Here is an 18851-nt window from a genome sequence, read left to right on the forward strand (position 1 = left end):
AGCAGGTCGCTCGGGTAGACTCGACATGCCCCGGCGACGGACCGGGGCCCCGCGCCTGCGGATGACGAGAGGGCGTGGACCTTCGCGTGGCGGCCCTGCGGCCGCCCTGACATCGGACAGGCATACACATCGTGACCACTTTCGCCGAACTCGGCGTGGACCAGGACATCGTCGAGGCGCTCGCGGCCCGCGGCATCACCGACACGTTCCCGATCCAGGAGCAGACCATCCCGCTGAGCCTTCCCGGCCAGGACATCATCGGCCAGGCCAAGACCGGCACCGGCAAGACCTTCGGCTTCGGCATCCCCGTGGTGCAGCGTCTCGGACTCGACCCCGAACCCGGCGTGAAGGCACTGATCGTGGTGCCGACCCGCGAACTCGCGGTGCAGGTGTACGAAGACATGGACATGCTCACCTCGAACCGCTCCACCACGGTGGTCGCCATCTACGGCGGCAAGGCATACGAGGGGCAGATCGAGCAGCTGCGCGCCGGCGCGCAGATCGTGGTGGGCACCCCGGGCCGGCTCATCGACCTGGCCGGGCAGCGACTGCTCGACCTGTCGCACGCCGCCGAGGTGGTGCTCGATGAGGCCGACAAGATGCTCGATCTCGGGTTCCTGCCCGACATCGAGAAGATCTTCCAGAAGGTGCCCGCGGCCCGGCACACCCAGCTGTTCAGCGCGACCATGCCCGGCCCGATCGTGGCGCTGGCACGGCGGTTCATGTCGAACCCGATCCACATCCGCGCGTCCGACCCGGACGAGGGACTCACCCAGGCGAACATCCGCCACCTCGTCTACCGCGCGCACTCGCTCGACAAGGACGAGATCATCGCCCGCATCCTGCAGGCCGAAGGCCGCGGCAAGACGGTGATCTTCACCCGCACCAAGCGCGCGGCGCAGAAGCTCGTCGACGAGTTGACCGACCGCGGTTTCAACGCGGGTGCCGTGCACGGAGACATGAGCCAGGAGGCGCGGGAGCGTTCCATGGCGGCGTTCAAGGCCGGCAAGCGCGACGTGCTGATCGCGACCGACGTGGCCGCGCGCGGCATCGACGTGGACGACGTCACGCACGTGATCAACCACACCATCCCCGACGACGAGAAGACCTACCTGCACCGTGCGGGGCGCACCGGCCGTGCCGGCAAGACCGGCATCGCGGTGACGTTCGTCGACTGGGAGGACCTGCACAAGTGGGCCCTCATCAACCGGGCACTCGATTTCGGGCAGCCCGAGCCGGTCGAGACGTATTCGTCGAGCCCGCACCTGTTCGCCGACCTCGACATCCCCGCCGGCACCAAGGGCCGCATCGTCACCGCGCCGCGCACCCAGTCGGTGAAGACCCCCCGCCGCTCGCAGCCGCAGAAGGCGACGGATGCCGCAGCCGACGCCGGATCCGCCGGCACCACCCGTCGGCGGCGTCGTCGGCGCGCCGGTGCCGACCAGCGCGTCGGCTCGACGTTCACCGAGGATGCTGCCCCCGCCGCCGGTGCGGACGGGTCACGTCCCGCTGCCGCATCCGACGCCGACGCCGAGGGCACCGGCACGCACGACGGCAGCGGCCGTGAACACCGGGACGGCAAGCCCGCCCCGGCACGACGCCGTCGGCGTCGCCGCTCCGGTGCCGGCTCGCCGGCCACCGGGGCCTGAGCCGGACCCGACCCCCACCTGCCACCCGCGCACGAGGCATCCCGCCCCGGCCCGACGCGTCGCGAACGCCTGGGCCCGACGCGTCACGCGCCCCGGCCCCCGGCATCCCGCCGCGCTCCGACGCGTCGCGAAGCCCGCCTCCGGCATCCCGGCGCCGGCCGCAGCACCGGATCGTGCCCGGTCTGTCTCGGTGCGTGACCTGGCCGCGCGCCCGTGACCTGCGACCCGATAGTGTGAGCGCCACGCGGCATCCGCCGCGCCCCCCACAGTACGAAAGGTCCGCTCATGCGTTTTCTCGAGGACGCGGTCGAGTATCACGGTTTCTGGGGGTCCTTCTGGGACCTCATCTGGTGGTTCTTCGCCGTCTTCATCCTGTTCGCGTACATCTTCGCCCTGTTCGCGGTGATCTCGGATCTGTTCCGTGATCGCAAGCTGAACGGCTGGTTCAAGGCCCTGTGGATCATCTTCTTGATCTTCGTGCCGTTCCTCACGCTGCTGGTCTACATGATCGCCCGCGGCCGGGGCATGGCCGAGCGCAGCGCCGCCCAGGCCCAGCAGGCGCAGCAGGCCGCCGACGCCTACATCAAGAACGTGGCCGGCTCCGCCAGCCCGGCCGACGAGATCGCGAAGGCGAAGGCGCTGCTGGATGCCGGCACCATCACGCCCGCCGAGTACGAAGCGTTGAAGGCCAAGGCTCTGGCCTGACCCCGCCGGTCGCAGCGCCCCCGTCGCCCTCAGGGGTGGACAGGGGCGCTGCCGGTTCCACGTGCGAGGATGCGCGCCACCATCTCGTCGCTGGTGGTGTGCTCGCCCGGCACGTTCGGTTTTCCGGCGCCGTGGTAGTCGCTGGATCCGGTGACGATCAGGTCCCGTTGCGCGCACAGCCGCGCCAGGGTGTGCACACCCTCGGCCCGGTTCTCGCGGTGGCCCAGCTCGAACCCGGCCAGCCCCGCGTCGATCATCTCCTCGAGCAGGTCGTGCGGCAGCACCCCGGCCCGCCCCGCCGGGTGCGCGACGATCGGCACCCCGCCGGCGCCCGCGACCAACGCGACCGCGGTGACCGGGTCGGGTGCGTACAGGGCGACGTAATAGTCGCCGTCGGGGTTGAGGATGCCCGCGAACGCCTCGGTGCGGTCGCGCACGTGTCCTTTGGCGACCAGGGCGTCGGCGATGTGCGGCCGACCCACGGTCGCGCCGTCGGTGGTCTGGGCGACGATGTCATCCCAGGTCAGGTCGTAGTCGCGCGAAATGCGGTCGGCCATGGTGCGGGCCCGGTCCATGCGGGAGCGGCGCACCCGCGAGGTCTCGGCCCGCAGCGCGGGGTCGTCGGGCTCGATCAGGTAGGCGAGCACGTGGACGCTCCGCCACCGGTGCTTGGCCGAGAACTCCATGCCGGGGATGAACGTCATGCCGAGGGATGTCGCGGCCTGCGCCGCCTCGGCCCACCCCGCGGTGGTGTCGTGGTCGGTCAGCGCCACCGTGCGCAACCCGTGCCGGTGGGCGGCGCGCATCACCTCGGCCGGTGGCTGGGTGCCGTCGGAGCGGTCCGAGTGCAGGTGCAGGTCGCTGGGGCCAGAGAACCGGGGCAACGCCATGGTCAGAGGGTAGCGCGTGCGCCGATCTCACAGCCTGCTGACATAGAGTCGGCTCGTGCTTCGCCTGTTCGGGATCCTCGTGACCGTGCTGTGCGCGATCGGCGCGGCGATCCTCACGTGGCCGCAGTTCTTCCACCTCGAGCGGGTGTATCCGATCGCGCAGGTGGTGTCGTTCCGGGGGCTGCTCGTGGTCGGGTTCGGGGCGCTGCTGGTGCTCATGCTGCTGGTGATGCTGATCCGCCCGCTGCGCGGCTTCGCGGCATCCCTCGCCCTCGTCGCGCTGATCGCGGGTGGCGCGAACGGGGCGATCCTGCTGGTCCGCGGCACCGGGTCGGACGCGCTGCCCGACAAGACCGACGGCAGCCTGCGGGTGATGACGTGGAACACGGCCGGCGGCGAGGCCACCTCGGCCGACCAGATCGCGCGGGCCGCGGTGGCGATGGACGCCGACGTGGTCACGCTGCCCGAGACGACCATCGACACCGGTGAGAAGGTGGCGGTGGCGATGCGGCAGCTCGGTCACCGGATGTGGGCGTATCACACCCAGTACGGCGCGCACGGCTGGGACTCCAGCTCGACCACGATCCTCATCTCGCCGCGCCTGGGCAGCTATTCGGTGATCGAGTCGTCGGCCGACGGCTCCAGCAACACGTCGACGGTGCCGTCGGCGGTGGCGATGCCGGTGGACGGCAAGGGACCGATCATCGTCGCCGCGCACGCGGTGGCGCCGCGCGAACAATACATGGATGCGTGGCGGCACGACCTGCAGTGGATCGCCGACCAGTGTGCGGCCGCCAACGTGATCCTGGCCGGGGATTTCAACGCGACCCTCGACCACATGTCCGACCTCGGCGAGCACGGTGCGACCATGGGCCGGTGCCACGACGCCGCGGCCGCGACCGGCAACGGCGGGGTGGGCACCTGGCCGACCTCCACGCCGCCGCTGGCCGGGGCGGTGATCGACCACGTCATGGCGACGGATGCCTGGACCCCGGTGGCCTCGGTGGTGCTGAGTTCGATGGACGGCTCGGGCAGCGATCATCGGCCGCTGGTGGTGCAGCTCGAGCCCGCACACTGAACCGGCCGCCGCTCGTGCAGCTCACGCCCGCACACTGAGCCGGCCGCCGTTCGTGCAGCTCACCCCCGCACACCGGCCGCCCCTCGTGCCGCTCGAGCCCGCACACGCACCGGCCGCACCGCCCCCGGTGCACGACTCCGCCCGCGCCCACGCCGCCGCCCGCGCCGCCACACCGGGCGGTCTGCCGCCTTGCCCGTCCGGATCGGAGGAGTTGTGCACGATCCACAGCGCGTGACGGACGTGGAAGACTGGAGTCATGAGCAGCACAGGCGACACCTCCACCGCGGCCCGGCCTTCCACGAGCGAGAACCGCCGACAGCCGTTCCCGCAGGGCTTCCTCGACACGATCTCGACCGGGTGGGCGGCCCGGCCTCAGACCCTTCCGCCGCAGCGCGACCAGGCGCCCTACGCGGCGCGCCGCCGGGCTGCACTGTCGGCGCAGTTCCCCGGCAAGCGACTGGTGATCCCCGCCGGTGACCTCAAGCAGCGCAGCAACGACACCGACTACCCGTTCCGGGCGCACTCGGCGTTCGCCCACCTCACCGGGTGGGGCGCCGATGCCGAACCCGGGTCGGTGCTGGTGTTCGAACCGACGGATGACGGTCACCACGTCACGCTGTACTTCCGGGAGCGGGCCGACCGCACGACGCCCGAGTTCTACGGCGACGCCTCGATCGGCGAGTTCTGGATCGGGCCACGCCCGGCGCTGGCGGCCGTGGCCGCCGACCTGGGCATCGACACCGCGCACATCGACACGTTCTCGCCCGGCGACGGCGACCTGGTCGTGGACGAGGACGCCGAGCTGACCCGCGCCGTCTCGGAGCTGCGCCTGGTCAAAGACGAGTACGAGCTCGCACAGCTGCGCCTGGCGGTGCAGGTGACCGCGGACGGGTTCGACGACATCGTCCGGCAGCTCTCCGATGCGGTCGCGCATCCCCGCGGGGAGCGGATCGTCGAGGGTGTGTTCCACCGGCGCGCGCGCAGCGACGGCAACGGTGAGGGCTACGACACCATCGCCGCGTCGGGCCCGCACGCCTGCTACCTGCACTGGACGCGCAACGACGGCGCGGTCGTGCCGGGTGATCTGATCCTGGTGGATGCCGGAGCCGAGGTGGACAGCCTGTACACGGCCGACATCACCCGCACCATCCCGGTGTCGGGTCGGTTCACGGACATTCAGCGCACGGTCTATGAGGCGGTGCGCGAGGCCGCCGACGCCGCGTTCGCCGTGGCGAAGCCGGGCGTGACGTTCCGTACCGTGCACGAGACGGCGATGGGGGTGATCGCCCGGCGCACGGCGGAATGGGGGCTGCTGCCGGTGACCGCGGACGAGGCTCTCGACGCCGACCGGGGCGGACAGCACCGCCGCTACATGGTGCACGGCACGAGCCACCACCTCGGCATCGACGTGCACGACTGCGCGCAGGCGCGACGCGAGATGTACTACGACGGCATCCTCGAACCCGGCATGGTGTTCACGATCGAGCCCGGTCTGTACTTCCAGATCGACGACGAGACCGTTCCCGCCGAGTTCCGCGGCATCGGCGTGCGGATCGAGGACGACGTGCTGGTGACCGCCGACGGCGTCGAGAACCTGTCGGCGGCGCTCCCCCGCACCGCCGACGAGGTCGAGGCGTGGGTGGCGCGCCTGCGCGCCTGATCAGCGCTCTCGCGCCGGCCGTCCGACGAGGCGCGGCCGTACGCACGGTCGCGCCGATCGCGCACGCGATCGCCCCGTACCCTCAAACACCGTACGCTCAGTCGCCGAACGCTCAGACGTCGTACGCTCAGTCGCCGAACACTCAGTCGCCGCTCCGGCTGCGCCCCCGCGGCCCCTGCGTCGGACCCCTGCCCTGACTCAGAGTGCGTCGATCCATGCCCGCACCGGGACGGCGAGATCGGCGCCGATCTTCTCGGCCGCACGCCGGCGACCCGCGACGTCGAAGCCGTGCCCGCCGCCGTCGACCCACTGCAGGTCTGCGCGGCGGCACGCGGCGACCGCCTCCTCGAGTTGCTCGTGCGGATCGACGAACGGGTCGCGCGTCCCCGACAGGAACAGCTGCGGCGCGGCGATGCGGGGCAGGTGCTCGACGCGCAGCCGGTCGGGCCGGCCGGGAGGGTGCAGCGGGTAGCCGAGGTAGACGAGCCCGGCCGGTTCGATCAGACCGTCCGCGGCGGCCATCGAGGCCATCCGGCCGCCGTATGAGCGTCCGGCCGCGAACAGCGGCAGCTCCGATCCGACCGCGGCGGCCACCGCCCGCCACGCCGCGATCGCGTGGGCGGCAGGTCCGGGCATCCGCCGGCCCGCCTGTGCATACGGAAAGTTGAAGCGCACCGCCCGCAGTCCCGCCTCGCACAACGCCGACGCGAAGCCGAGAAGGAACGGGTGGTCGTGCCGGGTGCCGGCACCGTGTGCGACGACGACGGTGGCCCGCGGATGCTGCGGCTCGTGCACGGTGGCGTCGACGGCCACCGCTCCCTGCGGCAGCGGCACCGCGATGCTCATCTCACGCAGGGTCGTCACCGCGTTGCGTCGTCATCGTGCTGAATCGTCACCGTGCTGAATCGTCACCGCGCTGTGCGGCGTCGGAGCGGTCATCGTCCGCGGGTGTGTCGCCTGCCGCGTCACCGTGCCGGCGTCGGTCGTCGGCATCGACCGGACCGGCGGTGTCACCCGACGCGGCATCCGTCGTACCGTCCTGCTCTGCGGCCGAATCCTCGGGCGCATTCTGCTGCGTACCGGCATCTGCCGAGGCATTGTGCTGCGTACCGGCATCTTCCTGGGCATCCGCCGACGCCGGCGCCTGCGCGCCACCGCGCCCCGCGGCATCTTCCGGGCCGGGCTGCGCGTGCTCACCGTGTCCGGCGGGCGGGGGCACGACGATCCGCTCGCCGTAGCGGGGCGGCTCGTCCACGCGCACGCCGTACTCCGGGGGCGCGACCCGCTCCCCGTACTCCGGCGGCGCAGATCGCTCGCCGTACTCCGGCGGCGCGGATCGCTCGTCGGTGCCGGCCCGGGGCGGCCGCGGGGCGGGCGGGGCGGACATCGGCCCCATCACCTCGCGGGCACGGTGGATGCTCGTGGGCAGCACCGTGACCTCGTAGTGATCGGCGACCACCTGCATGACCGAGGCGAAATCGCGACGACGCCGGACGATGGCGTAGGCGCCGATGCTCATCAGCATGCCGAGGGCGACGCCGACGAACAGCACGCCGACGAACGCCGAGACGGGCACCGCGCTGTTGCCGAGCACGAAGATGGCCGAGAAGAACAGACCGAGCAGCAGTCCGTTGATCGCACCCTGCCGGGCCGCCGTCGCATAGCCGAGCCGTCCGGTCACCCGCTCGATCGAGCGCAGCCCGCTGCCGACGATGGCGATGTCGCGGGCCGGCACGTCGGCCGCGATCAACGCCGACACCGCCTTCTGTGCCCCCTCGTAGGTCGGAAAACTGGCGACGGTCTCTCCGATCTCGCCACCTCTGGCCTGCGGCATCCCGGGCATGCTCATCCCCCCATCTTGGCATGCCCGGCCTGCGCTTTTCCCCCGCCGGCGCGGGCCGGGCGGCTACGCTGGAGCACGTGAGCACGCAGAGGGTTTTCGTCGCGCGGCTGGCCGGCTGCACGGTCTTCGACCCCGCGGGCGATCGGGTCGGCCGGGTCCGCGACGTGGTCGTCATCTACCGCAAGGACGATCCGCCGCGCGTGGTGGGTCTGGTCGTCGAGATCCCCGGACGGCGCCACGTGTTCCTGTCGATCGGACGCGTCACCTCCATCGCCATGGGCCAGGTGATCACCACCGGACTGATCAACGTGCGACGCTTTCAGCAGCGTGGCGGCGAGGTGCGGGTGATGGCCGAGCTGCTCGGCCGCAAGGTGTACTTCCGCGACGGCAGCGGCCATGCCGTGATCGAGGACGTCGCGATCGAGCAGGACCGGATCGGGCACTGGAACGTGGGACAGCTGTTCCTGCGCAAGCCGAAGACCTCCGCCTCCCCGTTCGCGAAGGGGCCGACGACGTTCGCGGACTGGAACGACGTGCGCGAGCAGCAGATTCCCGGCGAGGCCCAGTCGGCCGAACAACTGGTGGCCACCTATTCCGAGCTCAAGCCCGCCGACCTCGCCAACACGCTGCTCGACCTGCCCGACGACCGCCTGCTGGAAGTCGCCGAAGAACTGCCCGACGACCGCCTGGCCGACGCCCTCGAAGAGATGCCCGAGGGCGAACAGCTGCACATCCTCGAACAGCTCGGCGACGACCGTGCCGCCGACATCCTCGATGCGATGGAGCCGGACGACGCCGCCGACGTGCTCGGCCAGCTGCCGGAGAACCGACTCGAGAAGCTGCTCGATCTGATGGAGCCCGAAGAGGCCGAGGACGTGCGCGCCCTCCTTAAGTACGGGCCCGACACGGCGGGCGGCCTCATGACCAGCGAACCGATCGTGCTGCCCGCCGATGCCACCGTCGCCGAGGCGCTGGCCCTCATCCGCCGGCACGAACTGCACCCGGCGCTGGCGGCGGCCGTGTTCGTGACGCTGCCGCCGTACGAGACACCGACCGGGCGGCTGCTGGGCACCGTGCACTTCCAGCGCATGCTGCGTTATCCCCCGCACGAGCGGCTGGGGGCGATCATCGACGACACCGTCGACCCGGTACCGGTCACCGCGTCGGCGGCGGAGGTCGCGCGGCTGCTGGCCAGCTACAACCTGGTCTCACTGCCGGTCGTCGACCCCGGTCACCGACTGGTGGGGGCGGTGAGCGTCGACGACGTGCTGGACTACCTGCTGCCCGAGGACTGGCGGTCGCAGGACGCCGACCACGAGCCTGAGCCTGTTCCCACGACCACGGCGAGCATTCCGAGGCGGCGTTGATGGCGCGCGGGTCGGATCGGACGCGGCTGGACGCACCACGAGGCCTGTCGGGCATGCGTGCCCGGGGTGCGCAGCCCTCGCGCGACCGGTTCGGCCGGTTCACCGAATGGGTGGCGCGGGCGATGGGCACACCCGCATTCCTGGCGATCCTCACCGTGTTCTGCGCCGCCTGGTTGGCGTGGAACACGCTCATGCCCGAACCGCTGCGGTTCGACTCCGCGGCGAACGGGTTCACCGCCCTGACCCTCATGCTGTCGCTGCAGGCCTCGTACGCCGCCCCGCTCATCCTGCTCGCGCAGAACCGGCAGGATGACCGCGACCGGGTGCAGATCGAACAGGACCGGCAGCGCGCCGAGCGCAACCTCGCCGACACCGAGTATCTGGCCCGCGAGATCGTGGCGCTGCGGATGGCGATGACCGAGCTCGCCGGCGAGGTGATGACCAAAGAGACGCTGCGGCAGGAGCTGAAGGCGCTGCTCGAGCAGCTGGACGAGCGCGGCGACGGCTCTGCGGCGTCGTCATGACCGGTCCGGTCGATGCCGTGCGCGCCGCCGTCGGCGCGGTCGCCGACCCCGAGCTGCGGGTGCCGCTGTCCGGCCTGGACATGGTGCGCGACGTGCGGGTGGACGCGGACGGCGTCGCCCACGTCGACCTCGTGCTCACCGTGGTGGGCTGCCCGATGTCGGAGCGGATCGCCGCCGATGTGCGGGATGCCGCGGCCTCGGTGCCCGGTGTCACCGACGCGCAGGTGACCCTGGGCGTGATGAGCCCCGACGAGCGCGCGGCCCTCGTCGAACGACTGCGCGGACGCCGCGGGCGCCGCGGCGTCCGCTCGGCCACCGGCACCCGGGTGATCGCGGTCACCAGCGGCAAGGGCGGGGTGGGCAAGTCCACCGTGACGGCGAACCTCGCGGTCGCCCTGGCCGCCACCGGCCGGTCGGTGGGACTGATCGACCTGGACGTGCACGGGTTCTCCATCCCGGGCCTGATGGGGCTGGTCGACGCGTCGGGCCGGGCGGCCCGGCCGACCCGGATCGACGACATGATCCTGCCGCCGGTCGCCTACGACGTGAAGACCATCTCGATCGGCATGTTCCTGCGCGACGAGGATGCGCAACGGGCTGTCGCCTGGCGCGGACCGCTGCTGCACCGCACCGTCGAACAGTTCCTCACCGAGGTGCATTTCGGCGAGCTCGACGTGCTGCTGCTGGACATGCCCCCGGGCACCGGCGACATCGCGATCACCGCCGGGCAGCTGCTGCCCGGCGCCGGGGTGCTGGTGGTGACCACACCGCAGCCGGCGGCCGTGGACGTCGCCGTGCGCAGTGGCATGGTCGCGCGACAGACCGGTCAGCACGTGCTCGGCGTCGTCGAGAACATGGCGCCGCTGCCGCTGCCGGACGGCACGGTGCTCGACCTGTTCGGCTCGGGCGGGGGCGCGCGCGCCGCCGCCGCGCTCTCGCTGCCGGGTGAGCCGGTGCCGCTGCTCGGGTCGATCCCGCTCAGTCCCGCGCTGCGGGCCGGCGGCGATGTCGGCGCACCGATCGTGCACCAGGGCGGAACCGACCCCGCGGCGGTCGCGCTGCGTGCGCTCGCCGACCGGATCGCCGCACTTCCCGGTCCAGCGCCCGCACGTCGCGGCGCACAGAACATCGGCAGCACCGGGCGCCTGCCCGGCTCCGGTGACCGAGACGGCTCCCCCACACCGGACCCGGCTGCGCCCGGTCAGGCTCAGGCGTAGTCGTCCGGTGCGAGCACGCGCACCCCGCGGTCGTGCACCAGAAACTGCGCCCGAACCCGCACGCCTTCGGTCGCGCACGCGGCCCCCAGGGCACGGGCCCACGCGCGTTCCTCGTCGCCCACCCGCGGCCCGCCCGGTCGTTCCCACGCGAACACCGCCTGGGCGAACCCGAACTCGGCCATCAGTGCGGCGATGTTCTGAGCCAGCAACCGGGCGGCGTTTGCACCACCTTCGGCCTGGTCGGGATCGGCCGGCAGGTCGGCGCAGGGCATCACCACGGGCGCCTGCACGTCGCGCTCATCGAGGAACATCATCCAGAACTGCCGGATGTTCGCACGCTCGAGCAAGAACGTGACGCGCTCGGTGAGCAGGATGTCGTCGGTCAGCGGCGCCTCGCGGTCGGCCGCATTCGTTGTCGTCGTCATCGCTCCAGCCTGCCGCGGGCGGGCATCGCGTGGGGGCGCCGGCCGCGGATCCGTGGACAACCGCGACGGCCCCCGCAGCTGGGGAGGAATCGGTGTACGACCGCGCAGCCAGCCGGGTTCAGGTGGCTTCGGAGTCGAACGGCGGCACGTCGCCCGGGGTGAACCGCACGCGTGCGGGCGCGGCATCCGCCCCTGCCGCTCCCGCTCCCGCCGCCACGGCGGTCGTGGCACCGGCGCCCGGTGCCGGCGGAGCGGCCGGCGGCGGATCGTCGAGCAGGGCCTCGCGGATGATGCGGCGCGGGTCGTACTGGCGCGGGTCGAGCGTGCGCCAGTCCACGTCGTCGCCGAGCTCGTCACGCATCCGCTCCTTCGCGGTGCCCAGCAGCTCGCGGCCGCGCGCGACCAGTTGCGCGAGCATCGCGGCATAGCGCGGCAACCGGTCGGGACCGAGCAGCAGCGCGGCGATCAGACCGATCACCACCAGCTTCTCGATCGTGAGCCCGAAGATCATGACTTCAGGTTACCCGCCGCGCCTGCGCCGGCGGGTTCTGCCGCTCCCGTAGGCTTGCGGCGGAGGTGTGCGCAGATGAGCGACCATGATGCCGATCGGCGTTTCGTGCAGGAGGCCACCCTCGAGCCCGACCACATCGTGCGGGCCCGGGCGCATGCACTGGAGATCGGTGCCGCGCCGGTCAGCCCCGCGATCGGCGCGCAGTGTGCGGTGATCGCCGCATGCACGAACGCGCAGAGCATGATCGAGATCGGCACCGGTGCCGGTGTGTCCGGGCTGTGGCTGTTGCACGGTGCGCCCCGGGCGATCCTCACCACGATCGACAGCGAGCCCGAACACCTGGGCGTGGCGCGGCAGTCGTTCGCCGAAGCGAAGATCCCACCGGCGCGCACGCGTTTCATCACCGGCCGTGCCGCCGAAGTGCTGCCGCGCATGAACGAGGCGTCCTACGACATCGTGTTCGTCGACGCCGACCCCGAAGGCGTCATCGAATACGTCGAGCACGGGTTGCGCCTGGTGCGCCCGGGCGGCACCGTGCTCGTGCCGCGCGTGCTCGCCGGCGGCGCCGTCGCCGACCCGGTGCGCCGCGACCCGCTGACCACCGCCTACCGCTCGCTGATCCAAGAGACCCAGGCCTCGGTCGCCGTCATCGGGGCGTTGTCGATCGCCGGTGAGGGGCTTCTGCAGCTGACCACCGTGCGCACCGCGCCGGAACAGACGTCAGCGGCCGGTCTGCTGACCGGCCGCTGAGGTGGATCGGGCGTGAACTACGCGTTCACGACACCGCCGAGGACGTCGTAGAGCTCCTTCGCCTCGGCGTCGTTGACGGAGACGACCAGGCGTCCGCCACCCTCCAGCGGCACGCGGACGATGATCAGGCGCCCCTCCTTCACAGCCTCCATCGGGCCGTCTCCGGTTCTCGGCTTCATGGCTGCCATCGTGGCTCCCTTTCGTCGTGGTCTTGCCCTCGAGTTTACAGGGGGCTCACAGCATGCGAACAATCGAGGGTCACAGCGGCGTCGCGAACCGCCGTCACGGGATCTGCCAGAACGTGTTTCCGCGGCCGTACATCAGGAAGATCCACACCCACTGCCCCGCCAGACACAGCGCCAGCACGACGCTGCGCCACCGTGTCGACCGCGGCACCGCGACCGCGCCCCAGGCGGGTGAGAGCGGCACCATCAGCCGGAACACGCTGGACTGCGGAAAGAACACCGCCAGCAGGTACAGCGCGTACGAGGCGAGCCAGAGCCGGATCTCGGCGCCCAGCCGCCGCACCCGCGGGTCGAACACCAGCGCGGCCGCCGCCAGCAGCACGAGCACGATCAGCGCGATGTGACCGACCGTCTCAGGCAGCCCCCAGGTGCGGAACCACAGCGCGGCGGCGTCCCAGAACCCGCGCCCGGGGACGAACCCGCTCTCGTCGACCCAGCCGCGCCGCCAGCTGAGCTCGGTGGCCATGTAGGCGTCCGCCCGCCCCGTCACGATCCCGGCGATCACCGGCCAGGCGAATCCGACGACGCAGCCGAGGGCGCCCAGGGCCACGATGTGCACGACGTGCCGGGCCGGCAACGGCTCGGTCCGCCGCATCCACCACCGCTGCACGCCGTGCAGACCGAGGAACAGCGCGAAGGCGAGCACCCCCGGCCGGGTGAACCCCATCAGCGGGATCAGCAGGTACAGCCACGCGTAGCGGCGGCGCATCGTCGCCCACACCGCCAGGAACACCCACAGCAGGAACAGCGACTCGGCGTACCCGATCTGGAACACCGCCGCCACGGGTGCGCAGGCGAAGAACACCACCGCCCACGTCGCGGCATCCGTCGGCAGCCGCTCACGCAGCAGCCGGTACAGCACGAGGGATGCCAGATACCCGGCCACAAGCGAGATGAGGATCGCCGCGACCTGCCAGCCGGCACCGGGGCCCCCCAGCAGCCGGGCCAGATACGGGTACAGCGGCATGAACGCCCACCCGTTCTGCTGCACGGCACCGGTGGCGTCCACCGGCAGCCGGGTGGGGTACCCGTGCACCGCGATGTACCAGTACCACTGCGCATCCCACCCCATGAGCAGGGTCCCCACCCCGGGGGCGGCGCCGAACCGGGACTCGGGGGTCGACAGTGCCGACGCCAGCGCGAACATGGCCGTGGTCACCACCCGGGCGGCCAGATAGAGCACGCCGATGCGCACCGCGGCCGGCAGGCGATGCCAGCTGCGGTCGCGGACGCGCTCGGCGCCGGGTCGCTCGGTCAGCGGCCCGCCAACCACGTGCGCAGTCCCTGCTCGACCGCGTCGATCTGCCGGAGCGGGACCCGCTCCTGGTCGTGATGGGCCAGGTGCGGATCGCCGGGGCCGTAGTTGACCGCGGGGATGCCCAGCGCCGAGAAGCGCGCCACGTCGGTCCAGCCGTACTTCGGCGACGGAGTGGCGCCGACGGCGGCGAGGAACTCCTGGGCGAGCGGGGCGTCCAGTCCCGGGCGGGCTCCGGCTGCGGCATCCGTCACCTCGACGTCGAACCCCTCGAACACCGTGCGCACATGCGCGGCGGCCTTCTCGACGGTGCGGCTGGGCGCGAACCGGTAGTTGACCTCGACCTCGCACAGATCGGGGATGACGTTGCCGGCGACGCCACCGGTGATGCGCACGGCGTTGAGCCCTTCGCGATAGACCAGGCCCTCGACCGCGACCTCACGGGGCCGGTACTCGGCCAGCCGTGCCAGCACCGGGGCGGCCGCGTGGATCGCGTTCTCGCCGATCCACGCACGGGCGCTGTGTGCGCGCACGCCGTGGGTGCGCACGACGGCGCGCAGCGTGCCGTTGCAGCCGCCTTCGACCGCACCGTCCGAGGGCTCGCCGAGGATCGCGAAGTCGGCCGCGAACAGGTCGGGGCGGTGCGCGGCGAGCCGGTTCAGTCCGTTCAGGTCGGCGGTGACCTCTTCGTGGTCGTACCACATCCAGGTGATGTCCACGCGCGGGTCGGCCAGTTCGGCGGCGAGCTTGAGCTGCACCGCGAGCCCGGCCTTCATGTCCACCGTGCCGCGGCCCCACAGGTATGCCTCGCCGTCGACCTCGACCTCACGGGTGGGCAGGTTGCCGTTGATCGGGACCGTGTCGATGTGGCCGGCGATCACGACCCGCTGCGCACGGCCGAGCTCGGTGCGGGCGACGATCGTGTCGCCGTCGCGGTGCACGCTCAGGTGCGGCAGGGCGCGCACGGCCTGATCGATCGCATCCGCCAGCACGCTCTCATCGCCCGAGACGCTGGGGATGTCGCACACCGCACGGGTCAGCTCCACCGCGGACGAGGTCAGATCGAGCACCGGCATCCCTCGAGTCTAGCCAGCCGGCCGCCGCCGATCCCGGCTCGTGTCGGCGCGGTACGGGCCGCTGCGCCCCGACGGCCTGCGCCCATGTTCGACCGCCGCCGCTCCCGGCTCGTGTGGCCCGTACGGCGCGCTGCGCCCCGACGGCCTGCGCCCGTGCCCGACCGCAGCCGGGGTGGCGCTCGATATGGGACCGCACGGTCCGTTCGTGTCCGGCACGGTGTGCGGGCCGCAATCCCGCCTTGCCGGCGGCGTGCCGGCGGTAGTTTGGAGGGGTGAGCAGCGAACGACAGGTCTTCGGGACGGGTGTGACGACGATCGCCGGTGACGGCACGGTGCTGGATGCCTGGTTCCCGACGCCGCGACTGGGGCTCGCCGACGGCACCACCGTCGCCACCCGCGCCGCCGACCTGCAGCGGCTGGTCGGGGACGATCCGCGCCGCGGGGTGCGCACCCAGATCGTGGAGCTGCAGATCGATCTCGATCAGGCCGTGGCATCCACCGCCGACGCCTACCTCAGGCTGCATGCGCTGTCGCACCGCCTGGTGGCGCCGGGCGGGCTGAACCTGGACGGCGTCTTCGGCTTTCTGCCGACCGTCGCCTGGACCAGCGCCGGCCCGATGCTGCCCGACGACGTCGACCGGCTGCGCCCGGCACTGCGGTCCGCGGGCATCCAGGTGCACGGGCTGGACAAGTTCCCGCGGTTGCTGGACTACGTCGTGCCGCCGGGGGTGCGCATCGCCGACGCGGCGCGCGTACGCCTGGGCGCACACCTGTCTCCGGGGACGACGGTGATGCACGAGGGGTTCGTGAACTTCAACGCCGGCACGCTGGGCGCCTCGATGGTCGAGGGCCGCATCTCGCAGGGCGTCGTCGTCGGCGACGGCAGCGACATCGGCGGCGGCGCCTCGATCATGGGCACGCTGTCGGGCGGTGGCACGCACCGGGTGTCGATCGGCGAGCGGTGTCTGCTGGGCGCGAACGCCGGCATCGGTATCTCGCTCGGCGACGACTGCGTGGTCGAGGCGGGCCTGTACGTCACTGCCGGCACCAAGGTCGTGCTCGTCGACGAGCCGGCGCGCGCCGACGGCTCCCGGCCGCAGGTCAAGGCCGCCGAGCTGTCGGGCCGGGCCGGGATGCTGTACCGCCGCAACTCGATCACCGGCGCCGTCGAGGCGCTGCGCCGCACCGGTGCGGGCATCACCCTGAACGAGGCACTGCACGCCTGACGCGGGGTCCTGGCTGAGACACACCCACGCGGCGTGTCCCAGAACACGCGGGTTCGGGATGCCACATCCCTCGCCTTCTGAGACACACCCGCGTCGCATGTCCCAGAACCCGCGGGTTCGGGATGCCGCATCCTTCACCTTCTGAGACACACCGACAGTGACCGAGCAGCCGGCAGGCACCGAGCGGCCGATAGGCACCCGAGCCGCCGCGACAGGCACCGTGCCGCCGACAGGCACCGAGCAGCCGGCAGCCCGGCCGCCCGCTCAGCCGCGCACGCGCACCGAGAGGCAGGTGACGCAGCCCTCGAGCTTCTCGAACTCGGTCACCGCAACGGCCACCACCTCCAGGCCACGGCCTTGCAGCAGCTCCGCGGTCCGCGGCGCGGACGCCGACATCAGCACGGTGTGCTCGTCGAGCACCACGACGGCGCTGCCTTCGGCCTCGGGCACCGGCACGAACCGCTCATACACCGACGGGTCATCGACGAGCCGTTCGTATCCGATCACGGTGCCGTCCGGCAGCGCGGTCACCCCGGTCTTCAGGTGCAGCACCGTGGTGATCGGCACGGTCACGACATCCCACCCGCGCGGTGCCAGCAGCGCGCGCAACTGCGCGATGCCCGGCTCGTTCGTGCGCGACGAGAGGCCGACATAGGCGGTGCGGCCGATCTTGAGCACGTCGCCGCCCTCGAGGGTGCCCGGCGCCTGAATCGCAGCGGTGGGCAGGCCAGATGCCTCGACCGCGCGCCGCGCGCTGGCCGTCTCGCCGCGACGCGAGTCGGCGCCGGGCCGGGTGATCACCGCGAGGTCGTCGAAGACGACCACGGTGTCTTCGACGAACACCCCGTCGGGGTGCTCGTCGGCGGGCGCCAGCTCGGTGACATCCCAGCCGCGTGCCCGGAACGCGGCGACGTACCCGTCCCACTGTCGCTGCGCGAGCGCGGCGTCGACCGGCACCCGCTCCAGATGGGTGAGCTCGCCGTCGGCCAGTCGTGGCGACGGCCGGCGGACGAGCAACCGCGGCATCAGCCGACGCCCGGGTAGTTCCGTTCGGCGGCGCCGATGTACAACTGCTGCGGGCGACCGATCTTGGTCTGCGGGTCGTTCACCGCTTCGCGCCACTGCGCGAGCCAACCCGGCAGCCGGCCGATCGCGAACAGCACGGTGAACATGCGGGTCGGAAAGCCCATCGCCTTGTAGATGACCCCGGTGTAGAAGTCGACGTTCGGGTACAGCTTGCGCTCGACGAAGTAGTCGTCGGCCAGCGCGATCTCTTCGAGCTCCTTGGCCAGGTCCAGCAGCGGGTCGCTGACACCGAGCTCGGCGAGCACCTCGTCGGCCGACTCTTTGACGAGCTTGGCACGCGGGTCGTAGTTCTTGTAGACCCGGTGGCCGAAGCCCATGAGCTTGACGCCCTCTTCTTTGTTCTTCACCCGCTCGACGAAGCGCTCGACGCTCTCGCCCGAGTCACGGATGCGCGCAAGCATGGTGAGCACCGCCTCGTTCGCCCCGCCGTGCAGGGGCCCCGACAGCGCCTGGATGCCGGCAGAGATCGACGCGAACTGGTTCGCCCCCGTCGACCCCACCAACCGCACGGTCGAGGTCGACGCGTTCTGCTCGTGGTCCTCGTGCAGGATCAGCAGCAGCTCGAGCGCCTTCGACATGACCGGGTTGACCTCGTACGGCTCGCTGAGCACACCGAAGTTGAGCTTCAGGAAGTTGTCGACGAAGCTCAGCGAGTTGTCGGGGTACAAGAACGCCTGTCCCACACTCTTCTTGTGCGCGTACGCGGCGATCACGGGGAGCTTGGCCAGCATCCGCACGATGTTCAGCTCGACGTGCTCGGGATTGTGCGGGTCGGTCTGGCCCTCGTAATAGGTCGACAGCGCCGCGACCGCCGACGACAGCACCGCCATCGGGTGGGCGGTGTGCGGCAGCGCCGAGAAGAAGCGCTTGAGGTCTTCGTGCAGCAGCGTGTGCCGGCGGATGCGCTCGTCGAAGTCGCTCAGTTCGGCGGCGGTGGGCAGTTCGCCGTACAGCAGCAGCCACGCCACCTCGAGGTAGGTGCTGTTGCGCGCGAGCTGCTCGATCGGGTAGCCGCGGTAGCGCAGGATGCCCTGATCGCCGTCGATGTAGGTGATCTGCGACTTCGTGGCCGCGGTGTTCACGAACCCGTAGTCGAGGGCGGTGTGCCCGGTCTGCTTGGTCAGGGTCGAGATGTCGACGCTGGGATTGCCGTCGGTGCCCTGCAGCACCGGCAGCTGCGCGGTGCGGCCTGCGAGGGTGAGTGTGGCGATGTCCGGCTGGGCTCCCGCGTCGGTCACGACGCCTCCTTGCGATGTCTGTCGTCAGGGGGATCGCGGTCCGCGCAGGGGATGCCTGCCGGGCCGTGGAGCGATTCGTGACTCGGTGTTACGACGCACGGACCGG

19 protein-coding genes are annotated in these 18851 nt (G+C 71.6%); 9 read left to right on the forward strand and 10 right to left on the reverse strand.

Going from position 1 to position 18851, the window contains the following annotated elements; translation table 11 throughout:
• Positions 1-131: 131 nt before the first annotated feature.
• Positions 132-1649, forward strand: coding sequence for a DEAD/DEAH box helicase (locus H577_RS0101800; protein ID WP_029144498.1), 1518 nt, complete (start codon positions 132-134; stop codon positions 1647-1649).
• 285 nt (positions 1650-1934) lie between these two features.
• Positions 1935-2354, forward strand: a complete 420-nt coding sequence (locus H577_RS0101805; protein ID WP_051191599.1) for an SHOCT domain-containing protein — start codon at positions 1935-1937, stop codon at positions 2352-2354.
• A 29-nt stretch (positions 2355-2383) separates the two neighbouring features.
• Here H577_RS0101805 and H577_RS0101810 read toward each other — a convergent pair whose 3' ends face one another.
• The gene (locus H577_RS0101810) at positions 2384-3244 is read right to left on the reverse strand and encodes a PHP domain-containing protein (RefSeq protein ID WP_029144500.1); all 861 of its coding nucleotides are present in this window, start codon (positions 3242-3244) and stop codon (positions 2384-2386) included.
• A gap of 55 nt (positions 3245-3299) precedes the next feature.
• Between H577_RS0101810 and H577_RS0101815 the strand changes: the two genes are divergently transcribed.
• Together H577_RS0101815 and H577_RS0101820 are read left to right on the forward strand one after the other, a co-directional pair.
• The gene (locus H577_RS0101815) at positions 3300-4322 is read left to right on the forward strand and encodes an endonuclease/exonuclease/phosphatase family protein (protein ID WP_029144501.1); all 1023 of its coding nucleotides are present in this window, start codon (positions 3300-3302) and stop codon (positions 4320-4322) included.
• 256 nt (positions 4323-4578) lie between these two features.
• Positions 4579-5982, forward strand: a complete 1404-nt coding sequence (locus H577_RS0101820; RefSeq protein ID WP_029144502.1) for an aminopeptidase P family protein — start codon at positions 4579-4581, stop codon at positions 5980-5982.
• Positions 5983-6180: 198 nt separating this feature from the next.
• Here H577_RS0101820 and H577_RS0101825 read toward each other — a convergent pair whose 3' ends face one another.
• Both H577_RS0101825 and H577_RS18200 read right to left on the reverse strand, forming a co-directional pair.
• The gene (locus H577_RS0101825) at positions 6181-6828 is read right to left on the reverse strand and encodes an alpha/beta hydrolase family protein (protein ID WP_036283481.1); all 648 of its coding nucleotides are present in this window, start codon (positions 6826-6828) and stop codon (positions 6181-6183) included.
• Positions 6829-6874: 46 nt separating this feature from the next.
• Positions 6875-7831 carry a general stress protein gene (locus H577_RS18200; protein ID WP_211217874.1) on the reverse strand — a complete coding sequence of 319 codons (957 nt, stop codon included), beginning with the start codon at positions 7829-7831 and terminating at the stop codon, positions 6875-6877.
• Positions 7832-7902: 71 nt separating this feature from the next.
• Here H577_RS18200 and H577_RS0101835 point away from each other — a divergent pair, with 71 nt between their 5' ends.
• Genes H577_RS0101835 through H577_RS14740 form a run of 3 tightly spaced genes read left to right on the forward strand, consistent with a single transcriptional unit; the run spans position 7903 to position 10933 of the window.
• Positions 7903-9192, forward strand: coding sequence for a magnesium transporter MgtE N-terminal domain-containing protein (locus H577_RS0101835; RefSeq protein WP_029144504.1), 1290 nt, complete (start codon positions 7903-7905; stop codon positions 9190-9192).
• Positions 9192-9716, forward strand: a complete 525-nt coding sequence (locus tag H577_RS0101840; protein WP_029144505.1) for a DUF1003 domain-containing protein — start codon at positions 9192-9194, stop codon at positions 9714-9716. Before H577_RS0101835 ends, H577_RS0101840 begins: the two co-directional genes overlap by 1 nt.
• On the forward strand, positions 9713-10933 hold the full coding sequence (locus H577_RS14740) for an Mrp/NBP35 family ATP-binding protein (RefSeq protein WP_051191601.1): 1221 nt from the start codon (positions 9713-9715) through the stop codon (positions 10931-10933). The genes H577_RS0101840 and H577_RS14740 overlap by 4 nt, the downstream gene beginning before the upstream one ends.
• Here the strand turns inward: H577_RS14740 and H577_RS0101850 are convergent.
• Together H577_RS0101850 and H577_RS0101855 are read right to left on the reverse strand one after the other, a co-directional pair.
• Complete coding sequence (locus tag H577_RS0101850; RefSeq protein WP_029144506.1) at positions 10924-11358, reverse strand: hypothetical protein; 435 nt, start codon at positions 11356-11358, stop codon at positions 10924-10926. The genes H577_RS14740 and H577_RS0101850 overlap by 10 nt on opposite strands.
• Positions 11359-11476: 118 nt before the next feature.
• Positions 11477-11869 (reverse strand): twin-arginine translocase TatA/TatE family subunit, encoded by a 393-nt coding sequence (locus H577_RS0101855; protein WP_029144507.1) that lies wholly within the window; start codon positions 11867-11869, stop codon positions 11477-11479.
• A 75-nt stretch (positions 11870-11944) separates the two neighbouring features.
• Here H577_RS0101855 and H577_RS14745 point away from each other — a divergent pair, with 75 nt between their 5' ends.
• On the forward strand, positions 11945-12619 hold the full coding sequence (locus H577_RS14745; protein WP_051191603.1) for an O-methyltransferase: 675 nt from the start codon (positions 11945-11947) through the stop codon (positions 12617-12619).
• Positions 12620-12636: 17 nt separating this feature from the next.
• Here H577_RS14745 and H577_RS17225 read toward each other — a convergent pair whose 3' ends face one another.
• From H577_RS17225 to dapE, 3 genes are all read right to left on the reverse strand, one after another.
• On the reverse strand, positions 12637-12807 hold the full coding sequence (locus H577_RS17225) for a DUF3117 domain-containing protein (protein ID WP_084515728.1): 171 nt from the start codon (positions 12805-12807) through the stop codon (positions 12637-12639).
• A 94-nt stretch (positions 12808-12901) separates the two neighbouring features.
• Positions 12902-14137: a mannosyltransferase family protein gene (locus H577_RS0101870; RefSeq protein ID WP_245570308.1), complete on the reverse strand. Its 1236-nt coding sequence runs from the start codon at positions 14135-14137 to the stop codon at positions 12902-12904.
• Positions 14119-15195, reverse strand: coding sequence for a succinyl-diaminopimelate desuccinylase (dapE, locus tag H577_RS0101875; RefSeq protein ID WP_029144509.1), 1077 nt, complete (start codon positions 15193-15195; stop codon positions 14119-14121). The genes H577_RS0101870 and dapE overlap by 19 nt, the downstream gene beginning before the upstream one ends.
• Before the next feature lie 272 nt (positions 15196-15467).
• On the opposite strand from dapE, the gene dapD reads away from it, so the two are divergent.
• Entirely contained in the window at positions 15468-16421 is a 954-nt protein-coding gene (gene dapD, locus H577_RS0101880) for a 2,3,4,5-tetrahydropyridine-2,6-dicarboxylate N-succinyltransferase (RefSeq protein ID WP_029144510.1), read from the forward strand.
• Between the two features lie 264 nt (positions 16422-16685).
• On the opposite strand, the gene ddaH is transcribed toward dapD, so the two are convergent.
• Both ddaH and H577_RS14750 read right to left on the reverse strand, forming a co-directional pair.
• A complete protein-coding gene (gene ddaH / locus H577_RS0101885; RefSeq protein ID WP_029144511.1) occupies positions 16686-17447 on the reverse strand; it encodes a dimethylargininase in 762 nt (253 codons plus the stop codon).
• Positions 17447-18745 carry a citrate synthase gene (locus tag H577_RS14750; RefSeq protein WP_084515729.1) on the reverse strand — a complete coding sequence of 433 codons (1299 nt, stop codon included), beginning with the start codon at positions 18743-18745 and terminating at the stop codon, positions 17447-17449. Before H577_RS14750 ends, ddaH begins: the two co-directional genes overlap by 1 nt.
• Between the last annotated feature and the right edge of the window lie 106 nt (positions 18746-18851).

It is taken from the genome of Microbacterium luticocti DSM 19459 (assembly GCF_000422405.1).
Taxonomy (GTDB): domain Bacteria; phylum Actinomycetota; class Actinomycetes; order Actinomycetales; family Microbacteriaceae; genus Microbacterium; species Microbacterium luticocti.

Excerpts from the sequence above, each read along its gene's own strand:
- H577_RS17225 (WP_084515728.1), bottom strand. The coding sequence starts at position 12,807 with ATGGCAGCCATGAAGCCGAGAACCGGAGACGGCCCGATGGAGGCTGTG.
- H577_RS0101850 (WP_029144506.1), bottom strand. The coding sequence starts at position 11,358 with ATGACGACGACAACGAATGCGGCCGACCGCGAGGCGCCGCTGACCGAC.
- dapE (WP_029144509.1), bottom strand. The coding sequence starts at position 15,195 with ATGCCGGTGCTCGATCTGACCTCGTCCGCGGTGGAGCTGACCCGTGCG.
- H577_RS0101805 (WP_051191599.1), top strand. The coding sequence starts at position 1,935 with ATGCGTTTTCTCGAGGACGCGGTCGAGTATCACGGTTTCTGGGGGTCC.
- H577_RS0101810 (WP_029144500.1), bottom strand. The coding sequence starts at position 3,244 with ATGGCGTTGCCCCGGTTCTCTGGCCCCAGCGACCTGCACCTGCACTCG.
- H577_RS0101855 (WP_029144507.1), bottom strand. The coding sequence starts at position 11,869 with ATGATCTTCGGGCTCACGATCGAGAAGCTGGTGGTGATCGGTCTGATC.
- H577_RS0101825 (WP_036283481.1), bottom strand. The coding sequence starts at position 6,828 with ATGAGCATCGCGGTGCCGCTGCCGCAGGGAGCGGTGGCCGTCGACGCC.
- H577_RS0101840 (WP_029144505.1), top strand. The coding sequence starts at position 9,192 with ATGGCGCGCGGGTCGGATCGGACGCGGCTGGACGCACCACGAGGCCTG.
- H577_RS18200 (WP_211217874.1), bottom strand. The coding sequence starts at position 7,831 with ATGAGCATGCCCGGGATGCCGCAGGCCAGAGGTGGCGAGATCGGAGAG.
- H577_RS0101820 (WP_029144502.1), top strand. The coding sequence starts at position 4,579 with ATGAGCAGCACAGGCGACACCTCCACCGCGGCCCGGCCTTCCACGAGC.
- ddaH (WP_029144511.1), bottom strand. The coding sequence starts at position 17,447 with ATGCCGCGGTTGCTCGTCCGCCGGCCGTCGCCACGACTGGCCGACGGC.
- H577_RS14745 (WP_051191603.1), top strand. The coding sequence starts at position 11,945 with ATGAGCGACCATGATGCCGATCGGCGTTTCGTGCAGGAGGCCACCCTC.
- H577_RS14740 (WP_051191601.1), top strand. The coding sequence starts at position 9,713 with ATGACCGGTCCGGTCGATGCCGTGCGCGCCGCCGTCGGCGCGGTCGCC.